Origin of the sequence: Pseudarthrobacter cellobiosi, from assembly GCF_023913755.1 — a bacterium.
Classification (GTDB): Bacteria; Actinomycetota; Actinomycetes; order Actinomycetales; family Micrococcaceae; genus Arthrobacter; species Arthrobacter cellobiosi.
Genome location: NZ_JAMXBJ010000038.1, coordinates 82,156 through 109,018, shown reverse-complemented (window position 1 = coordinate 109,018; position 26,863 = coordinate 82,156). Strand labels below are relative to the sequence as shown.

Genomic DNA, 26,863 nt, shown 5'->3' with positions numbered 1-26,863 from the left:
GAGCGGCGGCACGGCGTGAGCGGCGGCACGGCGTGAGCGGCGGCACGGCGTGAGCGGCGGCACGGCGGGAGCGGCGGCACGGCGTGAGCGGCGGCACGGCGTGAGCGGCGGCACGGCGTGAGCGGCGGCACGGCGTGAGCCAGTGACAGCTCCCCCGGACAGGCATGGATCCGGATGAGGTGGTGCGGCGGCGGCTTCACGCCCAACGGCTGCGCGGGCCCGGCCTGGGCTCCCCGGAGGACGCCGTCCGGCACTTGCTGGCGGTCCAGGCGCAGGAGTTTCCTTACGCCCGCTGGAGCCTGGCGCAAAGGACCGGCAGTCTTGGAGCTGCCGTCGGGGCCCAGTCTCATCGGGTTGCTGCCGAGGCTGCGGTGGCCACCGCCGCGTAAGTGGAGGAGGCGGTGTCCGACGGGCGCATCCTGCGCACCCATATCCTGCGGCCCACCTGGCATTTTGTGCACCGCGAGGATCTTCGCTGGCTGACGGCCTTGTCCGCGCCGCGGCTTCACCAGGGCAACGCGGGCATGTACCGGCAGACGGGGATTGATGCCGCCGCCGCTGACCGGAGCGGACAGGTCCTGGCCGAAGCCGTCCGGGGCGGGTCACACCTGACCCGCGAACAGCTGGCCGCGCGGCTGCAGGACGAAGGGTTCGGGGCCACCGGCTTCGGGATGGCCTACATGATCATGCACGCCGAGATCAGCGGAATCCTGACCAGCGGGTCTCCGGTGCGCAGCCGGGGCGGGGCCCTGAAGCAGACCTACGCCCTTTTTGGCCGACGTGCGGCTCGGCCTTCAACAGACCCTGGCGGCTGCTCCCGAAACGCTGGCAACGGCGGTGATTGACGGCGTCGAGCATTACTTCGACGCCGGCACGGAGGGCGGGGCGGATGGCGGCAATGCCACACCGGCGTCCGGACCGCGGATCGACCTGATCCAGTGCTACGACGAATACGTGATGGGCTATTCCGCAACGCGGCACTATCTGTGCGGCAGCGCTCCGGCGTTCCCGGTCGCCGGGGATCCGATACATGTGGTGCTGCTGGACGGGCGGATGGCCGGCTGCTGGCGGCACACCATGTTCTCCGGCCGCTGTGAGCTGGATATCCGGCTTGTCCGCTGCCGCGGACCCGGTACTGGACGCGGCGGTGCAGGACGCCGTGGACCGGTACGGGGCCTTCCTGGGGATCCCGGCCGCGCACGTGGGCTCCGGGGTTAAGCTGGAAGGACACATATGAGAGGCGCTACACCGTGAACAGCTTGTTTTTCTGGATCATCATTCTGTCGTTCGTAATACCGATGGCGATGCGGATGTACCGGAAATCCGTGAACAAACGGAACCAGGAGCAGAGCTTTTCCGGGCGCTACCCCGAGCAGTTTCCAGGCGGCGGGCAGTACCCCGGCAGCGATCAGTACCCGGAGCCGCAGAACAAACAGCCCCGTGACGGCTACACGCAGCAGGACTACATGAGTGGCGGCTTCCGGCAGATCATGAGCCCGCAGCCCCTGCCGCCGAGCCAGCCGTTGCCGCCCATGCAGCCGATTCCTTCTGCGGATCAGCAGTTCCCGCCGTACGGTCAGCCGCAACCCAACGGCCAGCCGGTGCCGGAGCAGCGCGCGGAAGCACCGCAGCAGCCTGCCGCCCCCGGCATTCCCCTGCCGCCGTCGGGCCCGCAGGGATACCGTGCCCGGAAGCTGGCCGAACTCGACCAGCAGTACAGCAACGGCGAGCTGGCCATGGAGGACTACATGAAGCGCCGCTCCGAAATCATGAACGGCTGATCCCTTAGTCAGCGCGAACGAACACTTGTGGCCCTGATTCCAGGGCCTCAAGTGTCCTCTCGCGCATAAGGGCGGTGCTTGCGCTTAGACGAGGAAGGTGTTCCGGAGCTGGACGCCGAGCTGGCCGATCTCGGTCAGGAAGCCGTCGTGGCCGATCGGGGCCTCAATAACGTGCACGTCCACGTCGCCCGGGAGCGCGTCAGCCAGCTCGCGGGACTGGGACGGGAAGTACAGCCGGTCGCTGTCCACGGCAGCCACGAAGAACCTGGCGGTGGCCCGGCCCAAGGCCTCGTTCAGTGAACCCCGCCCACGGCAGACGTCGTGGCTCATCAGGGCGTCGGTGATGGCGATGTAGCTGTTGGCATCAAAGCGCCGCACCAGCTTTTTGCCCTGGTGGTCCAGGTAGCTTTCCACCTGGTAGCGGCCCCGCTCCCCCAGCGCTGCCGCCTGAAACGGCGATTCCGGGTGCTGGGCCGATCGTCCGAAGCGGCCATGGAATTCCTCGGCGGAGCGGTAGGTGATGTGCGCAATGCGCCGCGCCAGGGCCAGTCCGTCCTCCGGCAGCGGACCGCCGTAGTAGTCGCCGTCGTTAAAATTGCTGTCCTGGCGGATGGCGAGCGTCTGCGCCTGGGCGAACGCGATCTGTTCGGCCGTGCTGGCGGCACCGATCGAGATAACGGCGCACCGCTGGACCCGTTCCGGGTAGGTGACCGCCCATTCCAGGGCCCGCGCGCCACCCATGGAGCCGCCCAGCACGGCGTACCAGCTCGGGATGCCCAGCTGGTCAGCCAGCCTGGCCTCAGCCGCCGTCGTGTCCCGCAGCGTTACCAAAGGGAATCGCGACCCCCAAGGCTTGCCGTCCGGGGCAACCGAGGATGGCCCAGTGGAGCCGTAACAGCCACCCACAATGTTGATGGAGACCACAAAGAACCGGTCCGTGTCCACCGGCGCACCGGGCCCGGCCAGCTGTTCCCACCAGCCGGGCTCGTCACTGTCGCCGCGGGTCACGTGCGTGCTTCCGGTCAGGGCGTGCTCAATCAGGACGGCGTTGGAGCCGTCCGCGTTGAGGGTTCCCCACGTTTCATAGCCGAGGGTGACTTCCGGGAGGTAACCGCCCGCTTCGAGCTCAAGTCCGCCGATGCTGGCGTAACGGACCACCCCGTTTCCGGGTGCTGCCGTACGGGAAATCGTAATCGTCATGGAAGGACCTTTTCTATGCGCTTGCCCACCCTCAATTGACCGGCAGGCCAGGTCCTCACCCGGGGCACCCCACCGCAAAAGAGGGTTGCCGGCCAGCAAGCCGGGGCTGTCGCTGGCACTCATGACCTGCTTCGAGTGTACGAACAGCCCCGGTCTATTGCTAAGCGTGTGACTGGTTGTGACTTTGCGGGAGCCCTACTGCTGCTGGCCTGCCGCGTCTTTGCTGGGGTCCGCCGCGCCCTTGGCCGCCCGGAAGCCGGCCTCAAGGTCGGCGAGGATGTCATCAATGTGTTCGATGCCCACGGACAGGCGGACGAGTCCCGGAGTGACCCCGGCGATGGCCTGCTGCCCGGGCGAAAGCTGGCTGTGCGTGGTTGACGCCGGGTGGATCACCAGTGAACGGACGTCCCCGATGTTGGCCACATGGGAGTGCAGTTCCAGGGCATCCACGAAGCGTTTCCCGGCCTCTGCGCCGCCGGCCAGGTTGAACGCGACCACCGCACCCGTGCCCTTGGGGCCGTATTTGCGGCCACGCTCATACCAGGGGCTGGAGGGCAGCCCCGCATAGGCGACGGATTCGACGTCGTCCCTTGCCTCAAGCCACTGGGCGACGTCGACGGCGTTGGCAACGTGCCGCTGCACCCGCAGGCTCAGCGTTTCCAGCCCCTGGGCGATGAGGAAGGCGTTGAAGGGTGACACGGCCGAGCCGAGGTCGCGCAGCAGCTGGACGCGGGCTTTCAGGATGTAGGAAAGGTTGGCGCCAAGGGCTCCGGCTGCCCCGAGGTCACGGGCATAGACCAGCCCGTTGTAGGTGGGGTCCGGGGTGTTGAAGCCCGGGAACCGTTCCGGGTCCGCGCCGAAGTCGAAGTTGCCGGAGTCCACAATCACACCGGCAATGGCAGAGCCGTGGCCGCCGAGGTATTTGGTGGCGGAGTGGACCACAATGTCCGCGCCCCATTCGAGCGGGCGGATGAGGTAGGGCGTGGAGAGCGTGTTGTCCACAACGAGGGGCACGCCGGCGTCGTGGGCGGTCCGGGACACACCCTCGATGTCCAGCACGTCCTGGCGGGGGTTGGAGACCACTTCGGCGAAGAAGAGCTTGGTATTGGGCTGGACGGCATCGCGCCAATGGTCCAGGTTGTCCGGGTCAGCCACAAACGTGACGGAGATGCCGAACTTCCTGAGGGTGTGCGCCAGGAGATTATAGGTCCCGCCGTACAGGCTGGGGCTGGCCACGACGTGGTCACCGGCCTCGGCAATGTTCAGGATGGCAAAGGTTTCAGCGGCCTGTCCCGAGCTCAGCAGCAGACCAGCGAGCCCGCCCTCAAGGCTGGCAATCCGCTGTTCCACAGCATCCTGCGTGGGGTTGCCGATGCGGGTGTAGATCGGCGCGAGCTCCGCGAGGGCAAACCGGTTGGCGGCGCTTTCGGCACTCGGGAAGACGAACGACGTCGTCTGGTAAATCGGGAGCGCCCGCGCGCCGGTGGCGCTGTCCGGTTCCTGGCCAGCGTGGATCTGGCGGGTTTCGAAAGACCATCCGTTCGACATTCAATGCTCCTTGACGTGGCGTGGCACTGCTCGGTTGCGTTCAGTGTAGGAAGACTTTCCCTGACGGGAACAGGATTGTGACGAACGTGGTCAGCCGGCCGCTCTTCTCCTGCTTTCCGGCGGAATGTCCACTCGTGACGCAACAGATTCCGGTAAGGCTACCCTTAGCTGAGAGCCGGATCACAAAGTGCCAAGATGATGGCATGCGCATGGATCACGTCTCTTACGCCTGTGAACAAGATGGCCTCGTTGCCACCACCGAACGTATTTCGTCCGCCCTCGGCGTTGAAGCCGTGAAGGGCGGCGTGCACCCCCGGTTTGGAACCCGGAACATGATTATTCCCCTCGCCGGCCACAAGTACCTGGAAGTCGTGGAGGTCCTGAACCACCCGGCATCGGACAAGGCTCCCTTCGGCCAGGCTGTCCGGGCCCGGTCCGAAGCCGGCGGCGGCTGGATGGGCTGGTGCGTCGAAGTGGACGACCTCGCTCCGTTCGAAGACCGCCTGGGCCGTGCTGCCGTCAACGGCAACCGCAAGTTCCCGGACGGCCGCGAGCTGGTCTGGAAGCAGATCGGCATCCTGGGCCTGATCGCGGACCCACAGGTCCCGTACATGCTCAAGTGGGAGGGCGACCCCGCCCTGCACCCGTCCAACGCCTATGAGAGCAACGTCAAGATGAGCTGCCTGACCATCGCCGGTTCCGCCGCCCGCGTGACGGAATGGCTGGGTGAACCCGTCGAGAAGCCGCTGGAGGATGTGGCCGTTGACTGGGTGGCTCCGCACGGAACCCCGGGCATCCTGTCGGTGACCTTCGAAACCGCCACGGGCGCAGTCACCATCTGATTGCACGTTCAACAGCTTCGGCCGCCATCAGCGGGTGCCAATGATGCCACCCACCGATGGCGGCCGAATCCCTTTAAGCCGGACCTGGGTAAGTACACCCGTGCCGCACGGGCACGGCGGCTGTCCTAGCCCAGGCCCACCGCCCGGCCAAAGAGGCTGAAGCCAACGAACGCCACGATGTCCAGCAGCGCATGCGCGATGACCAGCGGCATCACCCGCTTGGTCCTGGTGTAAAGCCAGGCGAACACCACACCCATCACCGCGTTGCCGATGAACGGTCCAAACCCCTGGTACAGGTGGTAGCTGCCGCGGAGCATCGAGCTGGCGAAGATGGCAAGCGGCATGCTCCAGCCGAACTTGCCGAAGCGGTCCAGGAGATAGCCCACCACGATAACCTCCTCCACCACGGCGTGCCGCAGCGCGGACAGGATCAGGACGGGAACGGTCCACCAGTACGAGTCGAGTGCGCTGGGGATGATGGCCGTGGTGATCCCCAGGGCACGTCCCGCGGCGTAGAGGCCCAGCGACGGGACCCCGATCAGCGCCGCAAGGCCGAGTCCCTGCAGCAGGTCGCGGCCCGGCCTGGCAAAGTTGAAGCCCAGCTTCCGGAACGCCGAACTGCCCTGGCTGCCCACGCCGGCGCCGGACTGCCGCTGGTCCGTAAGGAAGTAGATGACCAGCAGCACGGGCACCAGGGCGAAAATGATGTCCAGCAACTGGTACGTGAGGTCGAAGTACTCGCGCGGGCTCTGTGACCGGTTCAGCGTGGACGTGCCTTCGGCCAGCGGGGCCCGCGTCATCTTGTCCAGCAGCTGCACCACCGAGTAGACGGCGGACTGCCCCAGGGAAAGACCCAGCACAATCCAGACTTCGATCCGCAGCCGACGGCGGGAGGGAACCAACATGGTTCCATCTTGCCTGTAGTTTCTGGTTCTTCGCTGATTAGGCTGAGTCCCAGCTCGCCGGGACTCACCAAAAGTGAAAGAGCGTCCGCCAAAAACCTACCAAAAGTGAGAGAGCGTCCATGCGGCGGCACCTATGCTAGGGGCTTATGAGCGCGCCAGGGAAAATCTTCATGATCCGGCACGGCCAGTCCGCGGCCAATGTCGATACGTCCATCTACAACAGGGTCCCGGACTACCGGATTCCGCTGACTCCCCAAGGCCTGGCGCAGGCCACGGTTGCCGGGGAACGGATCCGCCGCGAGCTGGATGGCCGGCAGGTCTGCGTCTACGTATCCCCGTACCTTCGGGCGCACCAGACCCTGGAGGCACTCAACCTCGGCAATCTCACGGAACGTGTGATCGAAGAACCGCGCCTACGCGAGCAGGACTGGGCCAATTTCCAGATCACCGGCGACATCGAGGACCAGAAGGAACTCCGCAACGCCTACGGCCACTTCTTCTACCGGTTCCGGGAAGGCGAATCCGGCTCGGACGTTTACGACCGGATCTCATCCTTTATGGAGACGCTGTACCGCCACTGGTCGAAGCCGGACTACGCCCCCAACACCTTGCTGGTGACCCACGGGCTCACCATGCGCCTGTTCTGTATGCGCTGGTTCCACTGGTCGGTGGAGTATTTCGAATCACTCAACAACCCGGACAATGCCGCGGTGCGGACCCTTCACCGCACCGACCTGGGCAAGTACGAACTCGATATTCCGTTCAGCCAATGGGTGGACCGCCGGGTGGACGAGACCGTCCTGGACGCGCCGCCGGTGATCTTTTAGGGATTGTTGCCGGTCCCTTAGTGCGGGGCCACGATCACTTCGGTCCCGTTGGCTTCGAATGCGGCCTTGTCCTCGGCGGATATCCCGGAGTCAGTGATCAGGCGGGTGAACGCGTAGCCGTCCATGGTGGCGAAGGCTCTGACACCGACCTTGGAGGAGTCGGCCAGCACATACGAGATCCGGGCCCGGCTGGCCAGCAGGGCATTCACGGACGCTTCGCCCTCCCCCGTGTTGGTGGGACCGACCTCGGGGTCGATGCCGTTCACGCCGATGAAGGCGATGTCCATGACCACTTTCTGCATGATGATGTCGGTGTACGGTCCCACGAGTTCGTACGAGCGGGGGTTCAGGATGCCGCCGGTCACCATGACTTTGATGTTGGGGCGGACAGCCAACTGCGCAGCGATGTTGATGGCGTTGGTGACCACCGTCAGGGTGGACTGGTGGCCGGGAGCGTTGAGGTCCTCGCGTGTGGCCAGGATCTGCGCCAGGGCCGTGCTGGTGGTGCCGCCGCACAGCCCGATCACCGCGCCGGGAAAAATCAGCGCCGAAGCCGCCTGGGCAATCTGTTCCTTGGCTTCGGCGTGGTCGTCACGGTTGTACCGCCCGGGGAGGTCGTAGGCCAGGGCGCCGGTGGTGGCCCCGCCCCGGGTCCGGGTCAGCAGCCGCCGCTTGGCCAGGCTGTCCAGGTCTCGCCGCGCCGTGGCCGGCGAAACCGCGAGCTGGGAGACAATCTCCTCCACCTCCACCTGGCCGGTCTTGGCGAGAATGTCCAGGATGGCCGTCAGGCGGTCAGTGCGGGTCATGGGGGCCTCTCAGCGTCAAACAGTCACCAAAATATGACGTTATCTGATCATAACAGGCACAAATGATCACCTCGCAATCACAAAGTGCGCCCCTGATTAGCGTGCCCGTACACCGGCTCGCCACACAGCGTACGTGAGCGGCATGCCCGGGCGGTAAGCGAGATGCGTTGCCGAGGGGGCGTTGAGCATGTGCAGGTCTGCCCGGTGTCCGACGGCGAGGGAACCCACCGCCCGTTCGCCGTCGGCGTCGTGCCCTGCCTCCCGGTGCAGCGCCAGCGCTCCCCCATACGTTGCGGCGCGCACCGCTTCATGGACGCTCAGGCGCATCTGCAGCACAGCCGTAGCCACGTTGAACGCCATGGAACTGGTGTATGAGGTACCCGGATTGCAATTGGACGCCAGCGCCACCTGCACGCCTGCGTCCAACAGTTCACGCCCCGGGGCCAGCTGCTGCCGGGTGGAGAGATCGCACGCGGGGAGGCAGGTTGCCACGGTGCCGCGGGCACCAGTACCGGTTCCCGGGTTCCAGCCGGACCAGCTTTCGGCCAGCGCCACCACGTCACCGGCCGACAGGTAGTTCACGTGGTCCACGCTGGCTGCGCCGAGTTCCACCGCCAGCTGCACGCCGGGACCCTCGCCGAGCTGGTTGCCATGGACGCGGATCCCCAGTCCGGCGGCCCGGCACGCCTCCAGCACACGGCGGGACTGCTCTGCCGTGAAGGCGCCTTCCTCGCAGAACACGTCCGCCCACCGGACGTACGGCCGGACGGCGTCAAGCATGGGCCCGCAGACGAGATCGGTGTAGGCCTCCGCATCGGTGCCCGCGGGGACAAGGTGGGCACCCAGGTAGGTGACTTCGTCTACGACAGTGGAGGCGATCCGGGCACTCCGGGCCTCGTGCTCAATATCCAGCCCGTAGCCCGTCTTGGTTTCCAGGTAGGTGGTGCCCTGCGACACGGCCTCCGACACACGCGCCATCGCCAGCCGGGTGAGGTCGAAATCGGACGCGCGCCGGGTGGCGTCCATGGTGACGGCGATGCCCCCGGCCGAATACGACTCCCCTGCCATCCGCGCCTCGAACTCCGCTGTGCGGTCGCCGGCGAAGACCAGGTGTGTGTGCGAATCCACCCAGCCCGGCAATACGGCCCGGCCGCCGGCGTCCACGGCGTCATCGGCCGCCGGCGCATCCGCGGCGGAACCGAGCCAGGCTATCCGTTCGCCCTCGATCACCACTGCGGCATTCTTAACGACGCGGTGTTCCAGGTCCTGGGTCATCAGCTCGGCGATGTTGGTGATCACGGTGCTCATGGGTTCCATTGTTCAGCGCCGGATGGACCAGCGCGTGGCGGCCAGCGCCTCCGCTGTCCGGGATGCCGGATCGTGGGCCTTAGCGGCCGCCCTGTGCCCGGTGCCCTGTCCGGCCAGGATCTGCGCGGCGGCGAGCTCCGCCATGGCCGATGAGGTCTGGAAACCGTAACCGCCCTGACCGGCAAGCCAGTAGAACCCTGGGGCTTCGGCGTCGAAACCGGCTACCGGGACGCCGTCGGCTGCCTCGGTCCGGAGCCCCGTCCACGCGCTCCGTACTCCGCGGATTCCCAACGTGGTCAGCTGGTTGAGCCTCACGATCAGCCGCTCGACGTCGCCGGGCCGCGGCCGGGCGTCCTCCGGTCCGCTGGGGACCGTTTCCGACGGCGAGATCAGGACGGCAGATCCCTCGCGGCGGAAGTAGAACGTATTGTCCGCTGCCGCCACCATGGGACTGCCCTCAGGAAGTGGATGTTCGACGTCGACAATCGCCGCCGTGCGCCGGTAGGGCTGCAGTCCAAGCTTCTCCACACCGCTGATAACGGCGAGTTCGTCGGCCCAGGCGCCGGCGGCGTTGACCATAACCCCGGTCTGGAAGGCTTCCTGCCCGGCACCGATTTCCCACCCGGAGCCCAGCCGCTGGGCGGAGTGCACCCGGGCGCCGGTGATGATGTCGGTGCCGGCGGCTTCCGCCCGCTCCCGGTGGTCGGCCAGCAGCAGCGGGGCGTCGCAGCCGAAGGATCCGGTGTCCAGGCCTGCGGCGGAGAAAGCTCCGGGGACCAGCGCAGGGCACAGTTCCAGTGCCCGTTCATGCGTGATGGCATTCATGTGGCCGCTGCCCTCGGCGCGGACCGATTCCTCGGTGCCGATGAGCATAAAGCTCCGCGGCGTCAGGACGGGTTCGGGCAGTTGCGCGTCCCGGGCCGCGATCAGTTCCAGGGTCCGGACCGTGAGCTCCCGGACCACGTCCGGGCCGTAACTGGGAATGAGCTGGCGGGCGGAACGGGAGGACGTGTGGTACCCCAGCTCCTGCTCCGCCTCGACCAGCGCCACGCTGCAGCTGCCCGCGAGCGCGGACGCCAGGGACAGGCCGGCGATGCCGCCACCCACAATCAGGACGTCGTAGTGTGCTGCCATGGCTCCATCCTCGCAGAGTTGCCCTGCGTCCGCGCCGGGTCTGGCCCGCCGCGTCAGCACGCGGGCTCGCCGGGCTGGGTTAACCCGGCTGGGTTAGCCTGCTACCGCCGCACGGCTGGCGACGAACGCACGCACGCACGCTTCGACGTCGTCCGCTGAGTGCGATGCTGAAAGCTGCACGCGGATCCGGGCGGCGCCGCGCGGGACCACTGGGAAGCTGAAGGCGGTGACAAAGACGCCGTGCTGGAGCATCTGGTCCGCCACCTTGGCGGCCATTACGGCGTCCCCGAACATCACGGGGACAATCGCGTGTTCGCCGTCGAGGAGTTCAAAACCTTCTTCGGTCATCCGGCGGCGGAACAGCCGGGCGTTCTCGAAGAGCCGGGTCCGCAGGTCACCGGAATTCTCCACCAGGTCAAGCGCCTTGATGGTGGCGGCGACGATCGCAGGTGCCAGGGAATTGGAGAACAGGTACGGGCGCGCTTTCTGGCGGAGCATGGCCACCACTTCACTGCGGCCGGACACATAGCCGCCGGACGCGCCGCCCAGGGCCTTGCCAAACGTTCCGGTGTAGATGTCCACGCGCTGGGACACGCCTGCGTGCTCGGGGGTTCCGGCACCGGTGGCACCCATAAAGCCGACGGCGTGGGAATCGTCCACCATCACCAGGGCGTCGTGCTTCTCGGCGAGGTCGCAGATGGCCTCCAGCGGTGCCAGGTAGCCGTCCATGGAGAACACGCCGTCGGTGACGATGATCTTGCGCCGCGCATCCTTCGCCTCAATTAGCTTGGCCTCGAGGTCCGCCATGTCCTGGTTGGCGTAGCGGAACCGCTGGGCCTTGCAGAGCCGGATGCCGTCGATGATGGAGGCATGGTTGAGGGCATCGGAGATGATGGCGTCCTCGGGGCCGAAGAGGGATTCGAAGACACCGCCGTTGGCATCGAAGCAGCTGGAGAACAGGATGGTGTCCTCGGTCCCGAGGAACCTGGAGACCCTGGCTTCGAGTTCCAGGTGAAGATCCTGGGTGCCGCAGATGAAGCGGACGCTGGCCATGCCGAAGCCTCGTGAGTCCATGGCCTCTTTGGCCGCGGCGATGATGTCCGGGTGGTCCGCGAGGCCCAGGTAGTTGTTGGCGCAGAAGTTCAGGACGGTGGCGCCGGGCTGGCCGATCTGCCCTGCCGTGATGTGGCTGGACTGCGGGGAGTTGATGCTGCGTTCGGTTTTGAAGAGCCCGGCAGTGCGGATGTCGTCCAGCTCAGTCTGCAGCTGGTCCTTGATGGAGGTGTACATGGTGCTCCTTAGAGTTCGGTCCAGTCGAGGACAACTTTTCCGCCGACGCCGGCGCGGGCGGTAGCGAAGCCCTTTTCCCATTCTGCGGCGGGCAGCTTGTCCGTCACCACCGCTGAGATGCCGGCGTGCAGCACGGGGTTGGAGGAGAGCATGGCGCTCATGGCGTACCAGGTCTCATACATTTCCCGGCCGTAGATGCCCTTCAGGGTCAGCATGTGCGTGACCACTTTGCCCCAGTCGATGGTGATGTCCTGGCTGGGCAGGCCGAGCATGGCAATGCGGCCGCCGTGGTTCATGTTGTTGATCATCTCAGGCAGGGCGGTGGGGTGGCCGGACATTTCCATCCCGATGTCGAAGCCCTCCCGCATGCCGAGTTCACGCTGGGCGTCCTTGACCCGCGTGGTGGAGACGTCGATGGCCAAGTCGACGCCCAGCTGGCGTGCCAGGTCGAGCCGGGGCTTGGAGACATCGGTGATGGCGATCTTGCGCGCACCGGCGTGGCGGGCCACCGCGATGGCCATCAGCCCGATGGGGCCTGCCCCGGTGATCAGCACGTCCTCGCCCACCAGCGGGAAGCTGAGGGCGGTGTGCACGGCGTTGCCGAACGGATCGAAAATCGCGCCGAGTTCCGGGGTGATGGAGGGGTCGTGGTGGACCCAGACGTTGGTCTCAGGGATGACCACGTACTCGGCGAAGGCGCCGTCCCGCTGGACGCCGACGCTGACGGTGTGGATGCACATCTGGCGGCGGCCCGCGCGGCAGTTCCGGCAGATCCCGCAGACCACGTGGCCCTCGCCGGATACCCGGTCCCCCACTTTGACGTCGCGGACGCCGTGGCCGATTTCCACTACTTCACCGTAGAACTCATGGCCGGCGATGAGCGGCGCCTGGATCATGCCCTGCGCCCACGCATCCCAGGACTGGATGTGCAGGTCGGTGCCGCAGATCCCGGTGGTCATGACCCGGATCTTGACGTCGTTGGGGCCGGCCTCGGGCTCGGGCCGGTCAACCAGCTCGAACCCGGCGTGTGCACCGGACTTGTAGAGTGCCTTCATTGGCTTCCTGACTGTTGGCAGTAACCCGCGGCCTGCGGGTGTGGTCTCCCTTCATTAGAGCCACTTCGAAGCATTAGCACAAGCAGAATTCTCTCAATCGACGATGAAGCATTCGCTTATGCATAGACTGGATGGATGGAAATTCATCAGCTGGAAATCCTCCGCGAACTGGGGGCCCTGGGCAGCGTGAAGGCGGTGGCGGAGACGCTGATGGTCACGCCGTCCGCAGTGTCCCAGCAGCTGGCGCTGCTGCAGCGCAACGTTGACGTTCCGCTGACCAGGAAAGAGGGCCGCAACCTGGTGCTGACCGAGGCCGGCCAGGTGCTCGCCGACGCAGGTGCCGCCGTCGTCAGTGCCATGGCGGATGCCCGGACGGCGATCGGCGCCTATCACGGCTCGCCCGTTGGCCCCGTGACCATCAGCGGTTTCCACAGCGCGGGCCAGGCGCTGTTCGCGCCGCTCGCGCGGATGCTGGACGCGCCCGACCAGCCGCGGATCCAGCTTTCCGACGAGGACGTGGCGCAGCAAGACTTCCCGGCCCTGACGGCGCGGTACGACCTGGTGCTGGCGCACCGGATGGACCACAGCCCGCGCTGGCCGGAGGAGCGTGTGGCGGTCATTCCGCTGGCGCACGAACCGCTGGATGTTGCCTTGCCGGCCGGACATCCCCTGGCGGACCAGGACACCGTCACCGCGGCCGACGTCGTGGGCGAACCGTGGGTGACCAGCCACACCGGATACTCCCCCGCCGACGTCTTGTCCGCCGTTGCGGCCGTCTCCAGCAAGGAACTGAACATCGTCCACCGGATCAACGACTACTCCACCGTGGCCGCGCTGGTGGCGGCGGGCGGTGTGGTGGGCCTGCTGCCGCGGCATACGGCGCGGCCCGTGCTCAACCCGGGCATTGTGCTGCGGCCGCTGGAGGGCATCAGCACCCGGCGGCGGATCGACATCCTGGCCCGGCCGGAGAACCTGAAGCGCCGCTCTGTGATGATTGTGTGCGAGGCGCTGCAGGCGATCATGACCGGGCTGGTGGAACAGGGCTAACCCAACTGAGTAGCACTAACTGTCGTTTTCAGGGCTCATAACGACAGTTGGCGCTACTTACTTGGGGGCAAGCCGCTTGGCGTGGCCGAGGCCCTTGCCCAACCCGTGACCGCGCCCCTTGCCCAGGCCTTTTCCGTGGCCCGGACCCGTGCCTTCGACGATCTGCCGGGCGGTGGCATTGTCACCGTTCTTCACGCCGGAGACCCTGACGGCCTCACCCGTGGCGATTTCCGCGATGGTGACCTCTGACCGCTTCAGCCGTTTGCCGTCGTCGCCCGTTGCCGGCGAACCGTCCGCGGCCGGGGCAGGGAACTTGATGATCCTGGTCTCCGCGTTGACGCCGTAGGTCTGGGTGAAACCGTCCTCGCTCTTGACGGTGAGCGACGTTTCGCTGACGGCCTCCACGGTGCCCTGCTGGGTCAGCAAGGTTTCGAATGTCCCGTCGGCCTTCTTCACCACACTTTCACTGTGCAGGTGCTGCGGGCGCTGGGCCTTGGCCGGCTTCTCCTGGCCCTTAGCCTTGTCCGATTTCCCCGGCGCAGAGGCCGACGGCGACGGCGACGGCGCGTCTGTGGCGGACCAGGCGATGGCCACACCCGTGCCGGTCAGGGCCAGAGCAATGACGCCGGCCAGCAAAGCCTTGCGGAAACTCAACGGTTCTTGGACCGACATGGCCATTCCTCCCACGGCACCGGCAGGGCTCCGGCGCCCTGGAACTTTAGTCTAGAACCGGCAGGCCCCGCTGAACACGCGTACTTTGCGGGCGGGAAGTGAGTACTTAAAGCCGAACTGGGTCGCAGTAGACGTCGTCATGAGCGCTCATAACAACATTAACTGCGACCCAGTTGGGTTAAAACACGTGGCTTAGCGCCTGGCTTGGCCTACGGCTCAGCCCTCAACTCCAAGCTTGGCGAGGATCAGCTCCTTGACGCGGCCGGCGTCGGCCTGCCCGCGGGTGGCCTTCATAACGCCGCCGACGATCGCGCCGATCGCCTGGAGTTTGCCGGCGCGGATCTTGTCCGCGACGTCGGGCTGCGCGGCGAGCGCGGCGTCGATGGCTTCCAGCAGGGGGCCGTCGTCGGAAACAACGGCGAGGCCGCGCTTCTCCACGATCTCCGCCGGGGTGCCTTCACCGGCGAGCACGCCGTCCAGGACTTCGGTGGCCATCTTGTTGTTGATCTTGCCGTCCTCGACCATCCGGTTCAGCTCCACGATGGTGGCGGGCTGGACGCCCAGCTGGCCGGGATCGACGTCGGCGTTCTTCGCACGGCCAACGATCTCGCCCATCCACCACTTACGGGCGACAGAGGCAGAAGCTCCTGCGGCGATGGTTTCCTCGATCTCATCCATAACGCCGGCGTTGACAACGTCGCGGAATTCCAGGTCCGAGTAGCCCCAGTCTGCTTGCAGGCGCTTGCGGCGGGCCGCCGGCGGCTCGGGCAGTGTGGCGCGGAGCTCCTCCACCCATTCGCGGGACGCAACGATCGGAACCAGGTCGGGCTCCGGGAAGTAGCGGTAGTCATCGGCGTCCGACTTGGGCCGGCCCGAGGTGGTGGTGCGCGTGTCCTCGTGCCAGTGGCGGGTTTCCTGGATGATCGGGTTGCCGGCATCCAGGACGGCTGCGTGCCGCTGGATCTCGTAGCGGACGGCGTGTTCGACGGCGCGCAGCGAGTTGACGTTCTTCGTTTCGGAGCGGATGCCGAAGCGTTCGCGGCCGTGCGGGCGCAGCGAAACGTTCGCGTCGCAGCGCACGTTGCCGCGTTCCATCTTCGCGTCTGACACACCAAGGTTCTTGACGATCTCCCGGACGGCGGCCACGTAGGCCTTGGCCAGCTCCGGGGCGCGGGAACCGGCACCCTCGATGGGCTTGGTGACAATCTCCACCAGCGGTACGCCGGAGCGGTTGTAGTCCACCAGCGAGAAGTCGGCACCCTGGATGCGGCCGGCGGCCCCGCCCATGTGCGTCAGCTTTCCTGCGTCCTCTTCCATGTGGGCGCGCTCGATCTCCACGCGGAAGATGGTCCCGTCCGACAGTTCGATGTCCAGGTAACCGTCGTACGCGATAGGGTCCTCGTACTGTGACGTCTGGAAGTTCTTGGGAGTGTCCGGATAGAAGTACTGCTTCCGGGCGAACGTGCAGGATTCAGCGATCTTGCAGTTCAGGGCAAGGCCGATCTTGATCGAGGACTCGATCGCGACCCTGTTCACTACCGGCAGCACGCCGGGCATGCCCAGGTCCACCTCGTTGACGTTGGTGTTCGGCTCATCGCCGAAGACGTTGGGCGCGGAGGAGAACATCTTGGACTTGGTGTTGAGTTCCACGTGGACCTCGAAACCCAGGACGGGATCGTACTTCTCCATGGCCTCTTCGAAGCTCAGGGTTGCGTCCGTGCTCATTATTTTGCCTCCTTGGCGTCAACAAGGGTCTCAACCAACGGCGGCGCCTGGTCCAGGAGCGGGCCGCCCCACTGTGCCTCCAGGAGGGATTCCAGGACAGCACCCACCCGGTAGAGCCGGGCATCCTTGCGGGCCGGAGCCAGCAGCTGGATGCCGACGGGAAGGCCGTCCTCGTCCGCCAGGCCGCCGGGCAGGGTCAGCCCGGGCACACCTGCCAGGTTGGCGGGGATGGTGGCGACGTCGTTGAGGTACATCGCCAGCGGGTCATTCAGTTTCTCCCCGAGCTTGAACGCCGTGGTGGGCGCCGTGGGAGAGATCAGGACGTCGGCCTGTGCGAACGCGGCCTCGAAGTCGCGCTGCACCAGGGTGCGGACCTTCTGGGCCGACCCGTAGTACGCGTCGTAGTAGCCGGCGCTCAGGGCATAGGTGCCCAGGATGATGCGGCGCTTGACTTCGTCGCCGAAGCCGGCGGCGCGCGTGGCTCCCATAACGCGTTCGATGGTCATGGGTCCGTCCTCGGGGAGGACACGCAGGCCGTACCGGACGCCGTCGAACTTCGCCAGGTTGGAGGAGGCCTCGGACGGCATGATCAGGTAGTAGGCCCCGAGGGCGTACTGGAAGTTGGGGCAGGACACCTCAACGATTTCCGCACCGGCCTGCTTGAGCAGCTCCAGGGATTCGTTGAAACGGTTCTCGACGCCGGCCTGGTAGCCCTCGCCGTGGAGTTCCTTGATGATGCCGATCCGCATGCCTTCGACGTTGCCCACGCGGGCAGCGGCGACGAGGTCTTCCAGGGGGTCGGGCAGGGACGTGGAGTCAAAGGGATCATGCCCGCCGATGACCTGGTGCAGCAGCGCCGAGTCCAGGACGGTGCGGGAAACCGGGCCGATCTGGTCCAGCGACGAAGCCATGGCGATGGCACCGTAACGGGAAACACCGCCGTACGTGGGTTTGACTCCCACGGTGCCGGTGACGGCGCCCGGCTGGCGGATGGACCCGCCGGTGTCCGTGCCGAGGGCCAGCGGGGCCTCAAAAGCAGCAACGGCCGCGGCCGAACCGCCGCCGGAACCGCCGGGGATCCGGTCCAGGTCCCACGGGTTGCGGGTGGGGCCGTAGGCGGAGTGCTCGGTGGAGGACCCCATGGCGAATTCGTCCAGGTTGGTCTTGCCCAGGATGGGCATTTTGGCGGCACGGAGGCGCTTGACCACTGTGGCGTCATAGGGGCTGTGCCAGCCCTCGAGGATCTTGGAGCCTGCCGTGGTGGGCTGGCCGATGGTGACGATGAGGTCCTTGACCGCGATCGGCACGCCGGCGAGTACGTGGAGTTCCTCGGCCGCGGCACCACCGGCGGCGCGGATGGCGTCCACCTCGGCGGCGACGGCGAGCGCTTCCTCGGTGTTGACGTGCAGGAACGCGTTCACGCCGCGTTCGCCGCCGTCGACAGCTGCGATCCGGTCCAGGTAAGCCTGCGTGACCTCGACGGAGGTGACCTCGCCCGCGGCCAGCATGCCGGCCAGCTGCGCGGCGGACAGGCGGATGAGTTCGTTGGTGTCAGTCATGGTTATGCCTCATCCAGGATTGCCGGGACCTTGAAACGGTTCTCGTCGGAATCCGGAGCCCCCGAGAGTGCCTGCTCCGCGGTGAAAGTGTGGCCCACAACGTCCTCGCGGAACACGTTGGTCAGCGGGATCGGGTGGGAAGTTGCCGGGACGTCATCACCGGCGGCTTCACTCACGGACTTCACTGAATCAACGATGACGGCGAGTTCGCCGGCCATCCTGTCCAGCTCTTCAGCACTCATCTCGATGTGAGCGAGCTGCGCGAGGTGCGCAACATCGTCACGGTTGATCGCAGCCATGGATCTCCCCTGCAGGTTCGGATTGTTTTCCGAACCAGTCTAGTGGGGAAACGTCAGTGCCCGTCTGACGACCCCCAGCGGGCGTCAGACGGGCACCTCGGTGCCGTGGTCCCGGTCACGGGGACCGGCCACAGGCAGCTACAGACTAACCGATCCCGATGGCTCCCGTCAGCATTCCCACACCCAACATGACGAGGGAAACCACTGCGGTGCGCCACAGGACCTTTTTGTGGTGGTCGCCGAGGTCCACCTTGGCCAGCGAAACGAGCAAGAGGATGGCCGGAACCAGCGGGCTCTGCAGGTGGAACGGCTGCCCGGTGATGGAGGCACGCGCGATCTCTGCGGCGCTGATTCCGTAGTGTGCGGCGGTCTCGCTGAGCACGGGCAGGACGCCGAAGTAGAAGGCGTCGTTGCTCATGAAGAAGGTCATGGGGATGCTGAGGACGCCGGTGATGACGGCCAGGAAGGGGCCCATTTCGGTCGGGATGATCTGGACGAGCCACGCGGACATGGCCTCCACCATTCCAGTGCCGGTCAGGACACCGGTCAGCACTGCGGCCGCCATCACCATGCTGACCACGGCCACGATGGACGACGAGTGGGCCACCAGCTGGGCGCCCTGTTCCTTCACGTTGGGGAAGTTCACTACCAGCGCGATGGCCGAACCGACCATAAAGACGAAGGGCAGCGGGACGAGGTCGGCCACGAGCATCACCATCACGGCGACAGTCAGGACAAGGTTGAACCAGAACAGCTTGGGGCGAAGCGTGGAGCGGTTGGGATCCAGGGCGGTGTCGGCCAGCCCGCCGTCCTGTTCATCCACCAGCGTTTCGGTGCGTTCCAGGACAGCTACTGACGAACCTTCCGGAGAGTAGCCGCCGACGGCGGGACTTCCGGTTCCGGGGGTACGTGACCCATTGCGGCCGGTACCGGCGGAGGCAGCGGCGGTGCCGCCGTCGGAAGCGCCGCCGTCGAACTTTTCAGCGGTGAACGGCTCTGCCGTATCCGGCGTTCCCCAGATTTCCGGTGCGGTGGCGCGGAGGCGGTTGCGTTCCTGCAGGCCCAGCAGCCAGGCGAAGCCGAACACGACTACAAGGCCGGCGATGAGGGACGGGATCATCGGGACGAAGACGTCATTGACGTCGAGGTGCAGCGCGGTGGCGGCGCGGGCAGTGGGACCGCCCCACGGCAGGATGTTCATGGTGCCGTTTGCCAGGCCGGCCACGCAGGTGAGGACAACCGGGCTCATCTTCAGGCGCAGGTAGACGGGCAGCATGGCGGCGGTGGTGAGGATGAAGGTAGTGGAGCCGTCGCCGTCCAGGGAGACCGCGGCCGCCAGGATGGCCGTGCCGAGCACCACCTTGGCGGGGTCATTGCCGAGCTTGCGGAGGATGAACTTCACCAGCGGGTCGAACAGCCCCACGTCGATTATCAGGCCGAAGTAGACGATGGCGAACATCAGGAGGGCCGCCGTGGACGTCATGGACTTCATGGACTTCATGGACTCCAGGACCATGTCCCCGATGCCCAGTCCGGCACCTGCGAAGAGGCCAAAAACGGTGGGGACGATGATCAGCGCCAGTACTGGCGTCAACTTCTTCGTCATGATCAGCACCATGAATACCGCGATCATTGCGAATCCAAGTAATACCAGCACGGCCGGCTCCTTCGTGTGAACAACGCCACCGCAGTGTGACGCGTGCTACAGACATTAGGGTGGCGGGCGTCACGGCAGCGCCTTTGGCTCAATTGATTGGCATACTGCTTATTCGGAGCATTTTGCGCATTGTGCTCAGTGCCTAAGATGGGGAGAAGAACTTTGATTTCCAGCGCCCCGGCTGCCCCGTACATACCGGCGCGTGCGACGGCGGGAGGAGCCCGGTGCCACGGCTCGCCATGCGCTTCTCCACCCAGACACTGCTCCTGCAGTTGGGTGTCGTGCTGCTCGTGGTGCTGCTCAGCGGCGCCGTCCACGCCTGGCTGGTGTCCGGGCGGATCGGCGACGAGGCCGAGAACCAGGCTTTGACCCTGGCCCGGACCGTGGCCTCGGATCCGCACATCCGCTCCGCCGTCGAGGCCATCAGCAAGGAAGAGGGCACGCCGCCGGCTCCCGTATTGGCCGCCGGGCCCGTGCAGGCCGCCGCAGAGGCCGCCCGCCTCGGCACCGGCGCCTTCTTTGTGGCGATCACGGACGAGACGGGCCTCCGCCTGGCCCATCCGGACCTTGCCCGTCTCGGCGAGCACGTGAGCACCGATCCCTCGGTGGCGCTTTCCGGTCAGGAAGAGACCACGCGGAACACCGGGACCCTCGGCCCGTCAGCAGGTGCCAAGGTGCCCATCTACGCCCCCGGGTCCTCCACAACCGTGGTGGCAATTGTCAGTGTTGGCGACTCAATGGAAACGCTGGGCCAAAGCCTCGCGCGCGATATCGTCCCGATCGCCCTCACCGCGGGCGGTTCCCTGTTGGCGGGTGTGCTGGCCTCGTTCCTGCTGCGGCGCAGGCTCCAGCGCCTGACGCTGGGCCTGGAGCCTGAGGAAATCAGCATGCTAGTCCATGACCAGGTTGCCGTTTTGCAGGGCGTGGACGACGGCGTCATCGGTGTTTCGGCCGACGGCAGGATCAGCGTGTTCAACGCAGCGGCGCAGCGCCTTTTGGAGCAGCCGGACCTTTCCGGGACGCCGTGGGCCGACGCTCCGCTGCCCGAGCAGCTCAGGGCGTTGACCCGGCCGGACGCTGCGGAGGCGGACGCCATCGAGCTGGTAGCCGGTGGCAGTGTCCTGGTGGCCAGCGCGCGCAAGGCCCTGCATCGAAGCGAGGACCTTGGCTGGGTGGTGATGCTCCGGGACCGCACCGAACTCCAGCAGCTCAGCCGGAAACTCGACGCCGTGGGCACCATGTCCACGGCCCTGCGCGCCCAGCGCCACGAATTCGCCAACCAGCTGCACACCATCGCCGGCCTCATGAGCATCGAGCAGCACCAACAGGCCCGCGAGTACCTGGCCGGGCTGGCCGCCACGGGGCCGCTGAAGTTCCCCGTGGACCAGGCCGAACTGTTGCAGGACCCGTACTTGCAGGCGTTTGTGGGTGCCAAGGGTGTGGAGGCCGACGAGCGCGGCGTGACGCTGCGGATCGGCCCCGAAACCCTTGTCCGCGGCCAGGTCACCGAGCCGCAGGACGTGACCACCGTACTGGGCAACCTGGTCGACAACGCGGTGAACGCCGCCGTCGCTGGCTCCTCCCCGGATCGCTGGGTGGAGCTGGGTGCTGGATGAACCGCACGACGACGCCGGGACGAATGCGGAAGCGGTCTTCGCCGAGGGATTTACGACGGCGGCTGGCCCAGTATTGGCGGCTCCGGCGGCTGCTGGTGGACGGAGTGGCGGGCAGGGGCTGGGCCTGGCCCTGGCCCGGAAGCTGGCCCGGCGCCGCGGCGGAGACGTCCGCTTGCTGGAGCCGGGGACACCGGGCGGACCCGGTGCCGTGTTTATGGCTTCCCTGCCACGCACAACGGCCGGGACCACCGCCGGGACACCTGCGGGGACCCAGGATTTAGCTGGAAAGGACAATGATGCCTGAGGATTTCAGGGTGCTGATTGTGGACGACGATTTCCACGAGGCCAAGCTGCACGCAACGTATGTGGATTCGGTGGCGGGATTCCTGGCGCTGGCGCCAGTGGGGTCGGCATCCTTGGCGCTGCAGGCGATCCACAGCCTCCGCCCGGACCTGGTGCTGCTGGATGTCTACCTCCCGGACGCCTCAGGTCTCGACCTGCTGCAGCAGTTGGACGTGGACACCATGATCCTCAGCGCCGCATCGGACGCCGAGTCGCTGCGGAAAGCGTTCCGCCGCGGCGCCCTCGGGTACCTGTTGAAGCCCTTTACCGCCGAGTCGCTCTCGCAGCAGCTACGTTCGTATGCCCGGTACCGCAGGCTGCTGGGCCAGCCCGGGGCCCTGGACCAGGGCTCCCTGGAGCGGGCCAAACGGGCATTGATCCCCGGGGACGTGGCGCCAGCGGCCAAACCCCGCTCCGCCACCGAGGCCGCGGTGTTGGAATCGCTGGTCGCCGGCGAGCAGTATTCGGCGGTGGAAGTGGCCGCCCGCGTGGGGGTTTCCCGGGCCACGGCGCAAAGGTACCTGTCCTCGCTGGCCGACGACGGCGCCGTCGGCATCCAACTGCGCTACGGAACCACCGGACGCCCGGAACACCGCTACAGCCTCCCTGGCCAGTAGTCCCTCCCCCTTAAGCGCGAACTGGCAGATAACACGCTCAAAGTCGGGATTTGAGGGTATTACCTGCCAGTTCCCGCGGGGGTGCGGGCGGATAGGCTAGCTGGCGCTCTTCTGGGCCACGAGCTCGATTTCGACGAGCATCTTCGGGTCAAGGAACGGCAGGACGTGCACAAGGGCAAGCGTGGGGCGGATCTCGCCGAAGACTTCGCCGTGGGCGCGGCCGGCCTCTTCCCATTTGCTGATGTCCGTCAGGTACAGCTTGGACTGGACCACGTCTTCGAAGCTGAAGCCGGCATCGGCCAGGACCACGCCGAGCTTCTGCAGGATGTACTGCGTCTGCGTGTAGAAGTCCTCGCCCACAATGCCGTCCTCGCCGCTGGCGGCCGTGGCGGAAATATAGAGCGTGTTGTCCACCTGGACGGCGCGGGAGTAGCCGAGGGTCTGCTCCCAGACGGAGCCGGTGCCGAATGTTTTGCGCATGGTGGGCCTTTCAGTGCCGAAAATGAGTCGGCACCACTTTAGGTTGACTGGACGTCAAGCCGGTAAACCAGCAGCTTTATGTCGGTGCCCGGAATCGGCCAGTCACGCTCGGGGACTCGTTTGAAGCCCGTCTTCCGGTAGAGGCCATGGGCGCTCTCCCAGGTCCCGCCGGTGGTGAGGGCCACGCCCGTGATCCCCTCCAGCGATTTCGCATGCTCAATGATGGCTTCCACCATGGCCTTGCCTGCGCCGCTGCGCTGCACCGCGGGATCCACCACAAGCATCCGGAACTCCAGCTCATCAGCGAGGGCGATGTCGGCGAACGGTTCACCTGCCAGTGCCAGCGTCACGGAACCCACCACCTGCCGGTCACGCTCGGCAACCCAGATCGTGGCCTTCGCGGCACGTGCGGCAACATCCTGGATCTGCTGCATATAGGGGTGGTCCGCGCTGTCGAAATACCCTGCTGCCAGGTACGAGTCCACGGTGATCCTGGCGATGGCCTGGAAGTCTGCCTCAACGGCCGGTCGGATGGTTATTTGCGATTGCACCTGACAATGCTAGTGGCGCAGCAGCGTCACAGCGGAAACTTGCCGGACAGCGCCAAGGTCCCGGCGCAGGTCCAGGCGGACAGCCTGTCCTCGTCGGCGGGTCCGCCGTCCAGCGGACTGGCCAGCCGGGGACGCCGGACCCAGCAACCGGCTTCCTCGGCAATCAGCGCACCGGCGGAGAAGTCATGTTCGTTGAGCCCGCGTTCGCCGTAGGCGTCGTGGGTCCCGTCAGCCACCATGCAGAGGTCCAGCGCCGCGGAGCCCAGCCGCCGGACGTCGGCGAATCCATCCATAAGACTGCCCAGCAGTGCAGCCTGCTCGGCGCGGATGGCGGGGTCGTAACTGAAGCCGGTGGCGAGGATCTGCCCGGCGCGGTCCGGCGCCGGACCCTGGAGCTGCGTCACCCGGCCGCCTTCTTCCAGCCACGCACCCTGGCCGCGGGCAGCGTAGTAGACACGGCCCAGCGCCGGGGCGTTGACGACGCCGGCCAGCCAGACGCCGTCGGAATCCGCCACTGCCACGGAGGTGGCGTAGTAGACGATGTTCCGGATGAAGTTGGTGGTACCGTCCAGCGGGTCGATGGACCAGCGGTAGCCGCTGGGGGCAGCGGGCCTCGTGGTGCCATGCTCCTCCCCCGTAATGGTGTCCTGTGGACGGGCAGCCGTGATGGCATCCCGAACGGCATTCTCCGCCGCGACATCAAAGGCCGTAACCCAGTCGCCGGCGTCGCCTTTGTTACTGACGTCCAGCGTCTCGCCATTGCGGGAAGCCAGCACGGCGGCGCCGGCGGCGGCTGCTTGCCGGGCCACCGCAAGCAGTTCGGTGCTGAGGTCCGGATGGCTCATTCGGCTGCCTCTTCTGATTCTGTGGACGTCGGTATGGGCGTGGCTTCGGCAGCGGGGGCCGGGCCGTTCGCAAGGAGTTCCCGGAAACCGTCCTCGTCCAGGACGGGAATTCCGAGCTGTTCGGCTTTGTCCAGTTTGGTGCCGGCGCTTTCGCCGGCGATGACGTAGCTGGTGTTTTTGGAGACGGAACCGGCAGCTTTGCCGCCCCTGATGAGGATGGCTTCCTTGGCCTCGTCCCGGCTGAAGTTCGGCAGGGAGCCGGTAACCACAATGGTCAACCCTTCCAGGGTCCGCGGCATGGAGTGGTCGCGCTCGTCCTCCATGCGGACCCCGGCCGCAGCCCAGCGGTCGATGATTTCCACGTGCCAGTCCTCGGCGAACCATTCCTTCAGCGCGGCCGCGATGGTGGGGCCGACACCATCCACATGGGCCAGGTCCTCCTCCGAGGCGTTCCGGATGCCGTCCATGGTGCCGAACGCGGCGGCCAGGGCCCGTGAGGCGCGGGGACCAACATGCCGGATGGACAGGGCAACGAGCACCCGCCACAGCGGCTGCGTCTTGGCTTTGGTCAGTTCGTCGAAGAGCTTGTTCGTGGTTGCCGTGGGCTTGGACGGTGTTTTGGCGGTGGCTCGAGACCAGAAGTACGGGACCAGGTCCCACGTACCCGTGCTCACGCCCTTGGTGCGCTTCTCGCGCCAGACCTTCACGTCTGCCAGTTTGTTCCGCAGCTCGTCCAGTCCGGAATCCGCAGCCAGTTCGAACAGTGCGGACTCACTGGTCAGGATACCGTCGCCGGCCGGTTCCACCCTTCCGCCGTTGGTGGCTGGATCCGCACCCGGTCCGGAGGTCAGCGCGATGGCTGCCTCCCAGCCCAGGGCCTCGATATCGAAGCCGCCGCGCCCGGCCAGGTGGAAGACGCGCTCCCGAAGCTGCGCCGGGCAGGAGCGGGCGTTGGGGCAGCGGATGTCCACGTCACCTTCCTTGGCCGGTGCCAGCGGTGTGCCGCAGGCAGGGCATTCGGTGGGCATCACGAAGTCCCGCACGGGTGGTTTCTGCTGGTCGCGCAGGGCGAGCACCGGCCCCACAATTTCCGGAATGACGTCCCCGGCCTTCCGCAGGACAACGATGTCGCCGACCTTCACACCCTTGGCCTTGACGACGTCCTGGTTGTGCAGCGTGGCCATCTCCACGGTGGACCCGGCCACCTTGACGGGCGTCATGATACCGAACGGGGTGACGCGTCCGGTGCGTCCGACGTTGACTGCAATGTCCAGCAGTTTGGTGTGGACTTCTTCCGGCGGGTATTTATAGGCCACGGCCCACCGCGGCACCCGGGTGGTGTAGCCCAAGGCACGCTGGGTGGCGAGATCGTCCACCTTGACCACAATGCCGTCGATTTCATGCATGAGGTTGTGCCGTTGTTCGCCATAGCGCTTGATGAAGGCAAGGATCTCCGGCAGGCCCCCGAGAACCTCGAAGTACGGGCTGACGGGAAGGCCCCATTGTTCCAGCACGCCGTAGGTCTGGGACTGGCTCAGGGTTTCCAGCCCTTCGCGCGCACCAATGCCATGGACAAACATCCGCAACGGACGCTTGGCGGTTTCCGCCGGATCCTTTTGCCTGATCGAACCGGCGGCGGCATTCCTGGGGTTGGCCAGCGGCGCCTTGCCGGCTTCGATCAGTGCCTCATTGAATTCCGCAAAAGCCTTGGAAGGGATAAAGACCTCGCCCCGGATTTCCACCTCCGGGGGAAAGCCGGTGCCCGTCAGTTCCGTCGGGATTTCCTTGATCGTCAGGACGTTGTGGGTGATGTCTTCACCCGTGGTTCCGTCACCCCTGGTGGCCGCCCGGACCAGTTTCCCGTCGCGGTACAACAGGTTGACCGCGAGGCCGTCAATCTTCAGTTCCGTGAGCCACGCGAGCTGAGCCGTATCCCCCAGCTTGCTGACACCGGCCTCGGCTTTGGTGATCCAGGCCTCCAGCTCCTCCAAGGAAAAGACGTCCTCGAGGCTGTACATCCGCTGCAGATGTTCGACGGCGGCGAACGCTGCTGAGACTTCCCCGCCAACCTCCTGCGTGGGCGAATCATTGGCGACCAACTCCGGATGCAGGGCCTCGATCTCCTCCAGGCGCCGGAACAATTCGTCGAATTCGGTGTCGGAGACCAGGGGTTCGTCCTCCTGGTAATACGCAAACCGGTACTTCCTGACCAGGTCCGTCAGGTTCTCATATTCTTCGCGCACTGAACCGGCGGGGACGGCGTCCGGCTCGGTTAGTTCCTCAGTGCTGTTTGCTGTTTCCTCTGCGGGGACCGGTGCTGTGCTCACAGACCTATCTTGCCTTACCGCCCCGACATTGCGCCCAAACGCCTGCTGCGCCGCCGTGCCCCGCGGTTAAGTGCCGCGGGGCCCGGACACTGTGCTGTGTCCGGGCCCCGCGTTAAAGCTTCTGCGATTAGCGTGAAGCCTGGGTCCTGCTCGTTGGCGTTCTTGGTGGCCTTCTGGCCAGCATCCTTGAGCGCCTGGATGACCTGGTTCAGAGCTGCGGGGTGCGTGCCTGACCATTCGCCGCGGAAGTGAGTGGCGTCCGGGCCTTCCCAGCAACGCTGCCCATGGGCACGGAACGCCTCCATGTAGGTAGCAGTAACTGTCGTTTTGAGCGCTCATAACGACAGTTACTGCTACCTAGTTTGGGAAGGTCGGGGCTGAGGAAGGCGGGGCGGGTTGGGGAGCGAAACCTGGATCTCGACAAGCTCGA

The 26,863-nt window shown here is 66.2% G+C and carries 25 protein-coding genes, 1 pseudogene and 1 riboswitch; of the genes and pseudogenes, 8 read left to right on the top strand and 18 right to left on the bottom strand.

The features are described 5' to 3' along the window. A partial coding sequence (locus NG696_RS06950) for a hypothetical protein (RefSeq protein WP_252574909.1) occupies window positions 1-350 on the bottom strand: 350 nt, incomplete at its 3' end. Window positions 351-401: 51 nt separating this feature from the next. On the opposite strand from NG696_RS06950, the gene NG696_RS06945 reads away from it, so the two are divergent. The 3 genes from NG696_RS06945 to NG696_RS06935 are packed head-to-tail and all read left to right on the top strand — an operon-like array spanning window position 402 to window position 1,781. Further along, on the top strand, window positions 402-845 hold the full coding sequence (locus NG696_RS06945) for a DNA glycosylase AlkZ-like family protein (RefSeq protein WP_252564936.1): 444 nt from the start codon (window positions 402-404) through the stop codon (window positions 843-845). Beyond that, on the top strand, window positions 838-1,218 hold the full coding sequence (locus NG696_RS06940; protein WP_252564938.1) for a DNA glycosylase AlkZ-like family protein: 381 nt from the start codon (window positions 838-840) through the stop codon (window positions 1,216-1,218). The genes NG696_RS06945 and NG696_RS06940 overlap by 8 nt, the downstream gene beginning before the upstream one ends. A 32-nt stretch (window positions 1,219-1,250) precedes the next feature. Continuing rightward, entirely contained in the window at window positions 1,251-1,781 is a 531-nt protein-coding gene (locus NG696_RS06935; protein ID WP_252564940.1) for a hypothetical protein, read from the top strand. Between the two features lie 84 nt (window positions 1,782-1,865). Here the strand turns inward: NG696_RS06935 and metX are convergent, their stop codons facing one another. Both metX and NG696_RS06925 read right to left on the bottom strand, forming a co-directional pair. Continuing rightward, window positions 1,866-2,981, bottom strand: a complete 1,116-nt coding sequence (gene metX, locus NG696_RS06930) for a homoserine O-acetyltransferase MetX (protein ID WP_252564941.1) — start codon at window positions 2,979-2,981, stop codon at window positions 1,866-1,868. 12 nt (window positions 2,982-2,993) lie between these two features. Next, window positions 2,994-3,108: riboswitch (SAM riboswitch) on the bottom strand. Between the two features lie 68 nt (window positions 3,109-3,176). Then, window positions 3,177-4,529 carry a bifunctional o-acetylhomoserine/o-acetylserine sulfhydrylase gene (locus NG696_RS06925; protein ID WP_252564943.1) on the bottom strand — a complete coding sequence of 451 codons (1,353 nt, stop codon included), beginning with the start codon at window positions 4,527-4,529 and terminating at the stop codon, window positions 3,177-3,179. A gap of 203 nt (window positions 4,530-4,732) precedes the next feature. Between NG696_RS06925 and NG696_RS06920 the strand changes: the two genes are divergently transcribed. Continuing rightward, a complete protein-coding gene (locus NG696_RS06920) occupies window positions 4,733-5,371 on the top strand; it encodes a VOC family protein (protein ID WP_185263043.1) in 639 nt (212 codons plus the stop codon). A gap of 125 nt (window positions 5,372-5,496) precedes the next feature. Here NG696_RS06920 and NG696_RS06915 read toward each other — a convergent pair whose 3' ends face one another. Beyond that, a complete protein-coding gene (locus tag NG696_RS06915) occupies window positions 5,497-6,276 on the bottom strand; it encodes a CPBP family intramembrane glutamic endopeptidase (protein ID WP_252564945.1) in 780 nt (259 codons plus the stop codon). Between the two features lie 170 nt (window positions 6,277-6,446). Here NG696_RS06915 and NG696_RS06910 point away from each other — a divergent pair, with 170 nt between their 5' ends. Beyond that, window positions 6,447-7,103, top strand: coding sequence for a histidine phosphatase family protein (locus NG696_RS06910; RefSeq protein WP_252564947.1), 657 nt, complete (start codon window positions 6,447-6,449; stop codon window positions 7,101-7,103). Window positions 7,104-7,120: 17 nt separating this feature from the next. On the opposite strand, the gene NG696_RS06905 is transcribed toward NG696_RS06910, so the two are convergent. From NG696_RS06905 to tdh, 5 genes are all read right to left on the bottom strand, one after another. Then, the gene (locus tag NG696_RS06905) at window positions 7,121-7,909 is read right to left on the bottom strand and encodes a DeoR/GlpR family DNA-binding transcription regulator (protein ID WP_058929556.1); all 789 of its coding nucleotides are present in this window, start codon (window positions 7,907-7,909) and stop codon (window positions 7,121-7,123) included. 96 nt (window positions 7,910-8,005) lie between these two features. Beyond that, on the bottom strand, window positions 8,006-9,217 hold the full coding sequence (hutI, locus tag NG696_RS06900) for an imidazolonepropionase (protein ID WP_252564949.1): 1,212 nt from the start codon (window positions 9,215-9,217) through the stop codon (window positions 8,006-8,008). 12 nt (window positions 9,218-9,229) lie between these two features. Beyond that, complete coding sequence (locus NG696_RS06895) at window positions 9,230-10,351, bottom strand: NAD(P)/FAD-dependent oxidoreductase (protein WP_252564951.1); 1,122 nt, start codon at window positions 10,349-10,351, stop codon at window positions 9,230-9,232. Window positions 10,352-10,444: 93 nt separating this feature from the next. Then, complete coding sequence (locus tag NG696_RS06890; RefSeq protein WP_252564952.1) at window positions 10,445-11,641, bottom strand: glycine C-acetyltransferase; 1,197 nt, start codon at window positions 11,639-11,641, stop codon at window positions 10,445-10,447. Between the two features lie 8 nt (window positions 11,642-11,649). Next, window positions 11,650-12,696: an L-threonine 3-dehydrogenase gene (tdh, locus tag NG696_RS06885; protein WP_252564954.1), complete on the bottom strand. Its 1,047-nt coding sequence runs from the start codon at window positions 12,694-12,696 to the stop codon at window positions 11,650-11,652. A gap of 135 nt (window positions 12,697-12,831) precedes the next feature. On the opposite strand from tdh, the gene NG696_RS06880 reads away from it, so the two are divergent. After that, window positions 12,832-13,743, top strand: coding sequence for a LysR family transcriptional regulator (locus tag NG696_RS06880; protein WP_252564956.1), 912 nt, complete (start codon window positions 12,832-12,834; stop codon window positions 13,741-13,743). 57 nt (window positions 13,744-13,800) lie between these two features. Here the strand turns inward: NG696_RS06880 and NG696_RS06875 are convergent, their stop codons facing one another. The 5 genes from NG696_RS06875 to NG696_RS06855 all read right to left on the bottom strand — a co-directional run bounded on the left by NG696_RS06875 (window position 13,801) and on the right by NG696_RS06855 (window position 19,655). After that, window positions 13,801-14,415 (bottom strand): hypothetical protein, encoded by a 615-nt coding sequence (locus NG696_RS06875; protein ID WP_252564958.1) that lies wholly within the window; start codon window positions 14,413-14,415, stop codon window positions 13,801-13,803. A 216-nt stretch (window positions 14,416-14,631) separates the two neighbouring features. Beyond that, window positions 14,632-16,140, bottom strand: a complete 1,509-nt coding sequence (gene gatB, locus NG696_RS06870; protein WP_252574908.1) for an Asp-tRNA(Asn)/Glu-tRNA(Gln) amidotransferase subunit GatB — start codon at window positions 16,138-16,140, stop codon at window positions 14,632-14,634. Continuing rightward, entirely contained in the window at window positions 16,140-17,699 is a 1,560-nt protein-coding gene (gene gatA, locus NG696_RS06865; protein ID WP_252574906.1) for an Asp-tRNA(Asn)/Glu-tRNA(Gln) amidotransferase subunit GatA, read from the bottom strand. The genes gatB and gatA overlap by 1 nt, the downstream gene beginning before the upstream one ends. A 2-nt stretch (window positions 17,700-17,701) precedes the next feature. Beyond that, the gene (gene gatC / locus NG696_RS06860; RefSeq protein ID WP_056348187.1) at window positions 17,702-17,998 is read right to left on the bottom strand and encodes an Asp-tRNA(Asn)/Glu-tRNA(Gln) amidotransferase subunit GatC; all 297 of its coding nucleotides are present in this window, start codon (window positions 17,996-17,998) and stop codon (window positions 17,702-17,704) included. A 145-nt stretch (window positions 17,999-18,143) separates the two neighbouring features. Continuing rightward, window positions 18,144-19,655, bottom strand: a complete 1,512-nt coding sequence (locus NG696_RS06855; RefSeq protein ID WP_252574904.1) for a CitMHS family transporter — start codon at window positions 19,653-19,655, stop codon at window positions 18,144-18,146. A gap of 239 nt (window positions 19,656-19,894) precedes the next feature. Between NG696_RS06855 and NG696_RS06850 the strand changes: the two are divergent. Both NG696_RS06850 and NG696_RS06845 read left to right on the top strand, forming a co-directional pair. Beyond that, window positions 19,895-21,575 (top strand): annotated as a pseudogene (locus tag NG696_RS06850) (sensor histidine kinase). Continuing rightward, on the top strand, window positions 21,568-22,230 hold the full coding sequence (locus NG696_RS06845) for a response regulator (RefSeq protein WP_252574902.1): 663 nt from the start codon (window positions 21,568-21,570) through the stop codon (window positions 22,228-22,230). The pseudogene NG696_RS06850 and the gene NG696_RS06845 overlap by 8 nt, the downstream one beginning before the upstream one ends. A gap of 96 nt (window positions 22,231-22,326) precedes the next feature. On the opposite strand, the gene NG696_RS06840 is transcribed toward NG696_RS06845, so the two are convergent. From NG696_RS06840 to ligA, 4 genes are read right to left on the bottom strand one after another with little or no spacing between them, the layout of a single operon-like run. After that, window positions 22,327-22,710, bottom strand: a complete 384-nt coding sequence (locus NG696_RS06840; protein WP_058929567.1) for a RidA family protein — start codon at window positions 22,708-22,710, stop codon at window positions 22,327-22,329. A 38-nt stretch (window positions 22,711-22,748) separates the two neighbouring features. Further along, window positions 22,749-23,261, bottom strand: coding sequence for a GNAT family N-acetyltransferase (locus NG696_RS06835; RefSeq protein WP_252574900.1), 513 nt, complete (start codon window positions 23,259-23,261; stop codon window positions 22,749-22,751). Window positions 23,262-23,287: 26 nt separating this feature from the next. Then, window positions 23,288-24,106 (bottom strand): inositol monophosphatase family protein, encoded by an 819-nt coding sequence (locus tag NG696_RS06830; RefSeq protein WP_252566172.1) that lies wholly within the window; start codon window positions 24,104-24,106, stop codon window positions 23,288-23,290. Next, window positions 24,103-26,433 (bottom strand): NAD-dependent DNA ligase LigA, encoded by a 2,331-nt coding sequence (gene ligA, locus NG696_RS06825; RefSeq protein ID WP_252574898.1) that lies wholly within the window; start codon window positions 26,431-26,433, stop codon window positions 24,103-24,105. Before ligA ends, NG696_RS06830 begins: the two co-directional genes overlap by 4 nt. Window positions 26,434-26,863 lie beyond the last annotated feature (430 nt).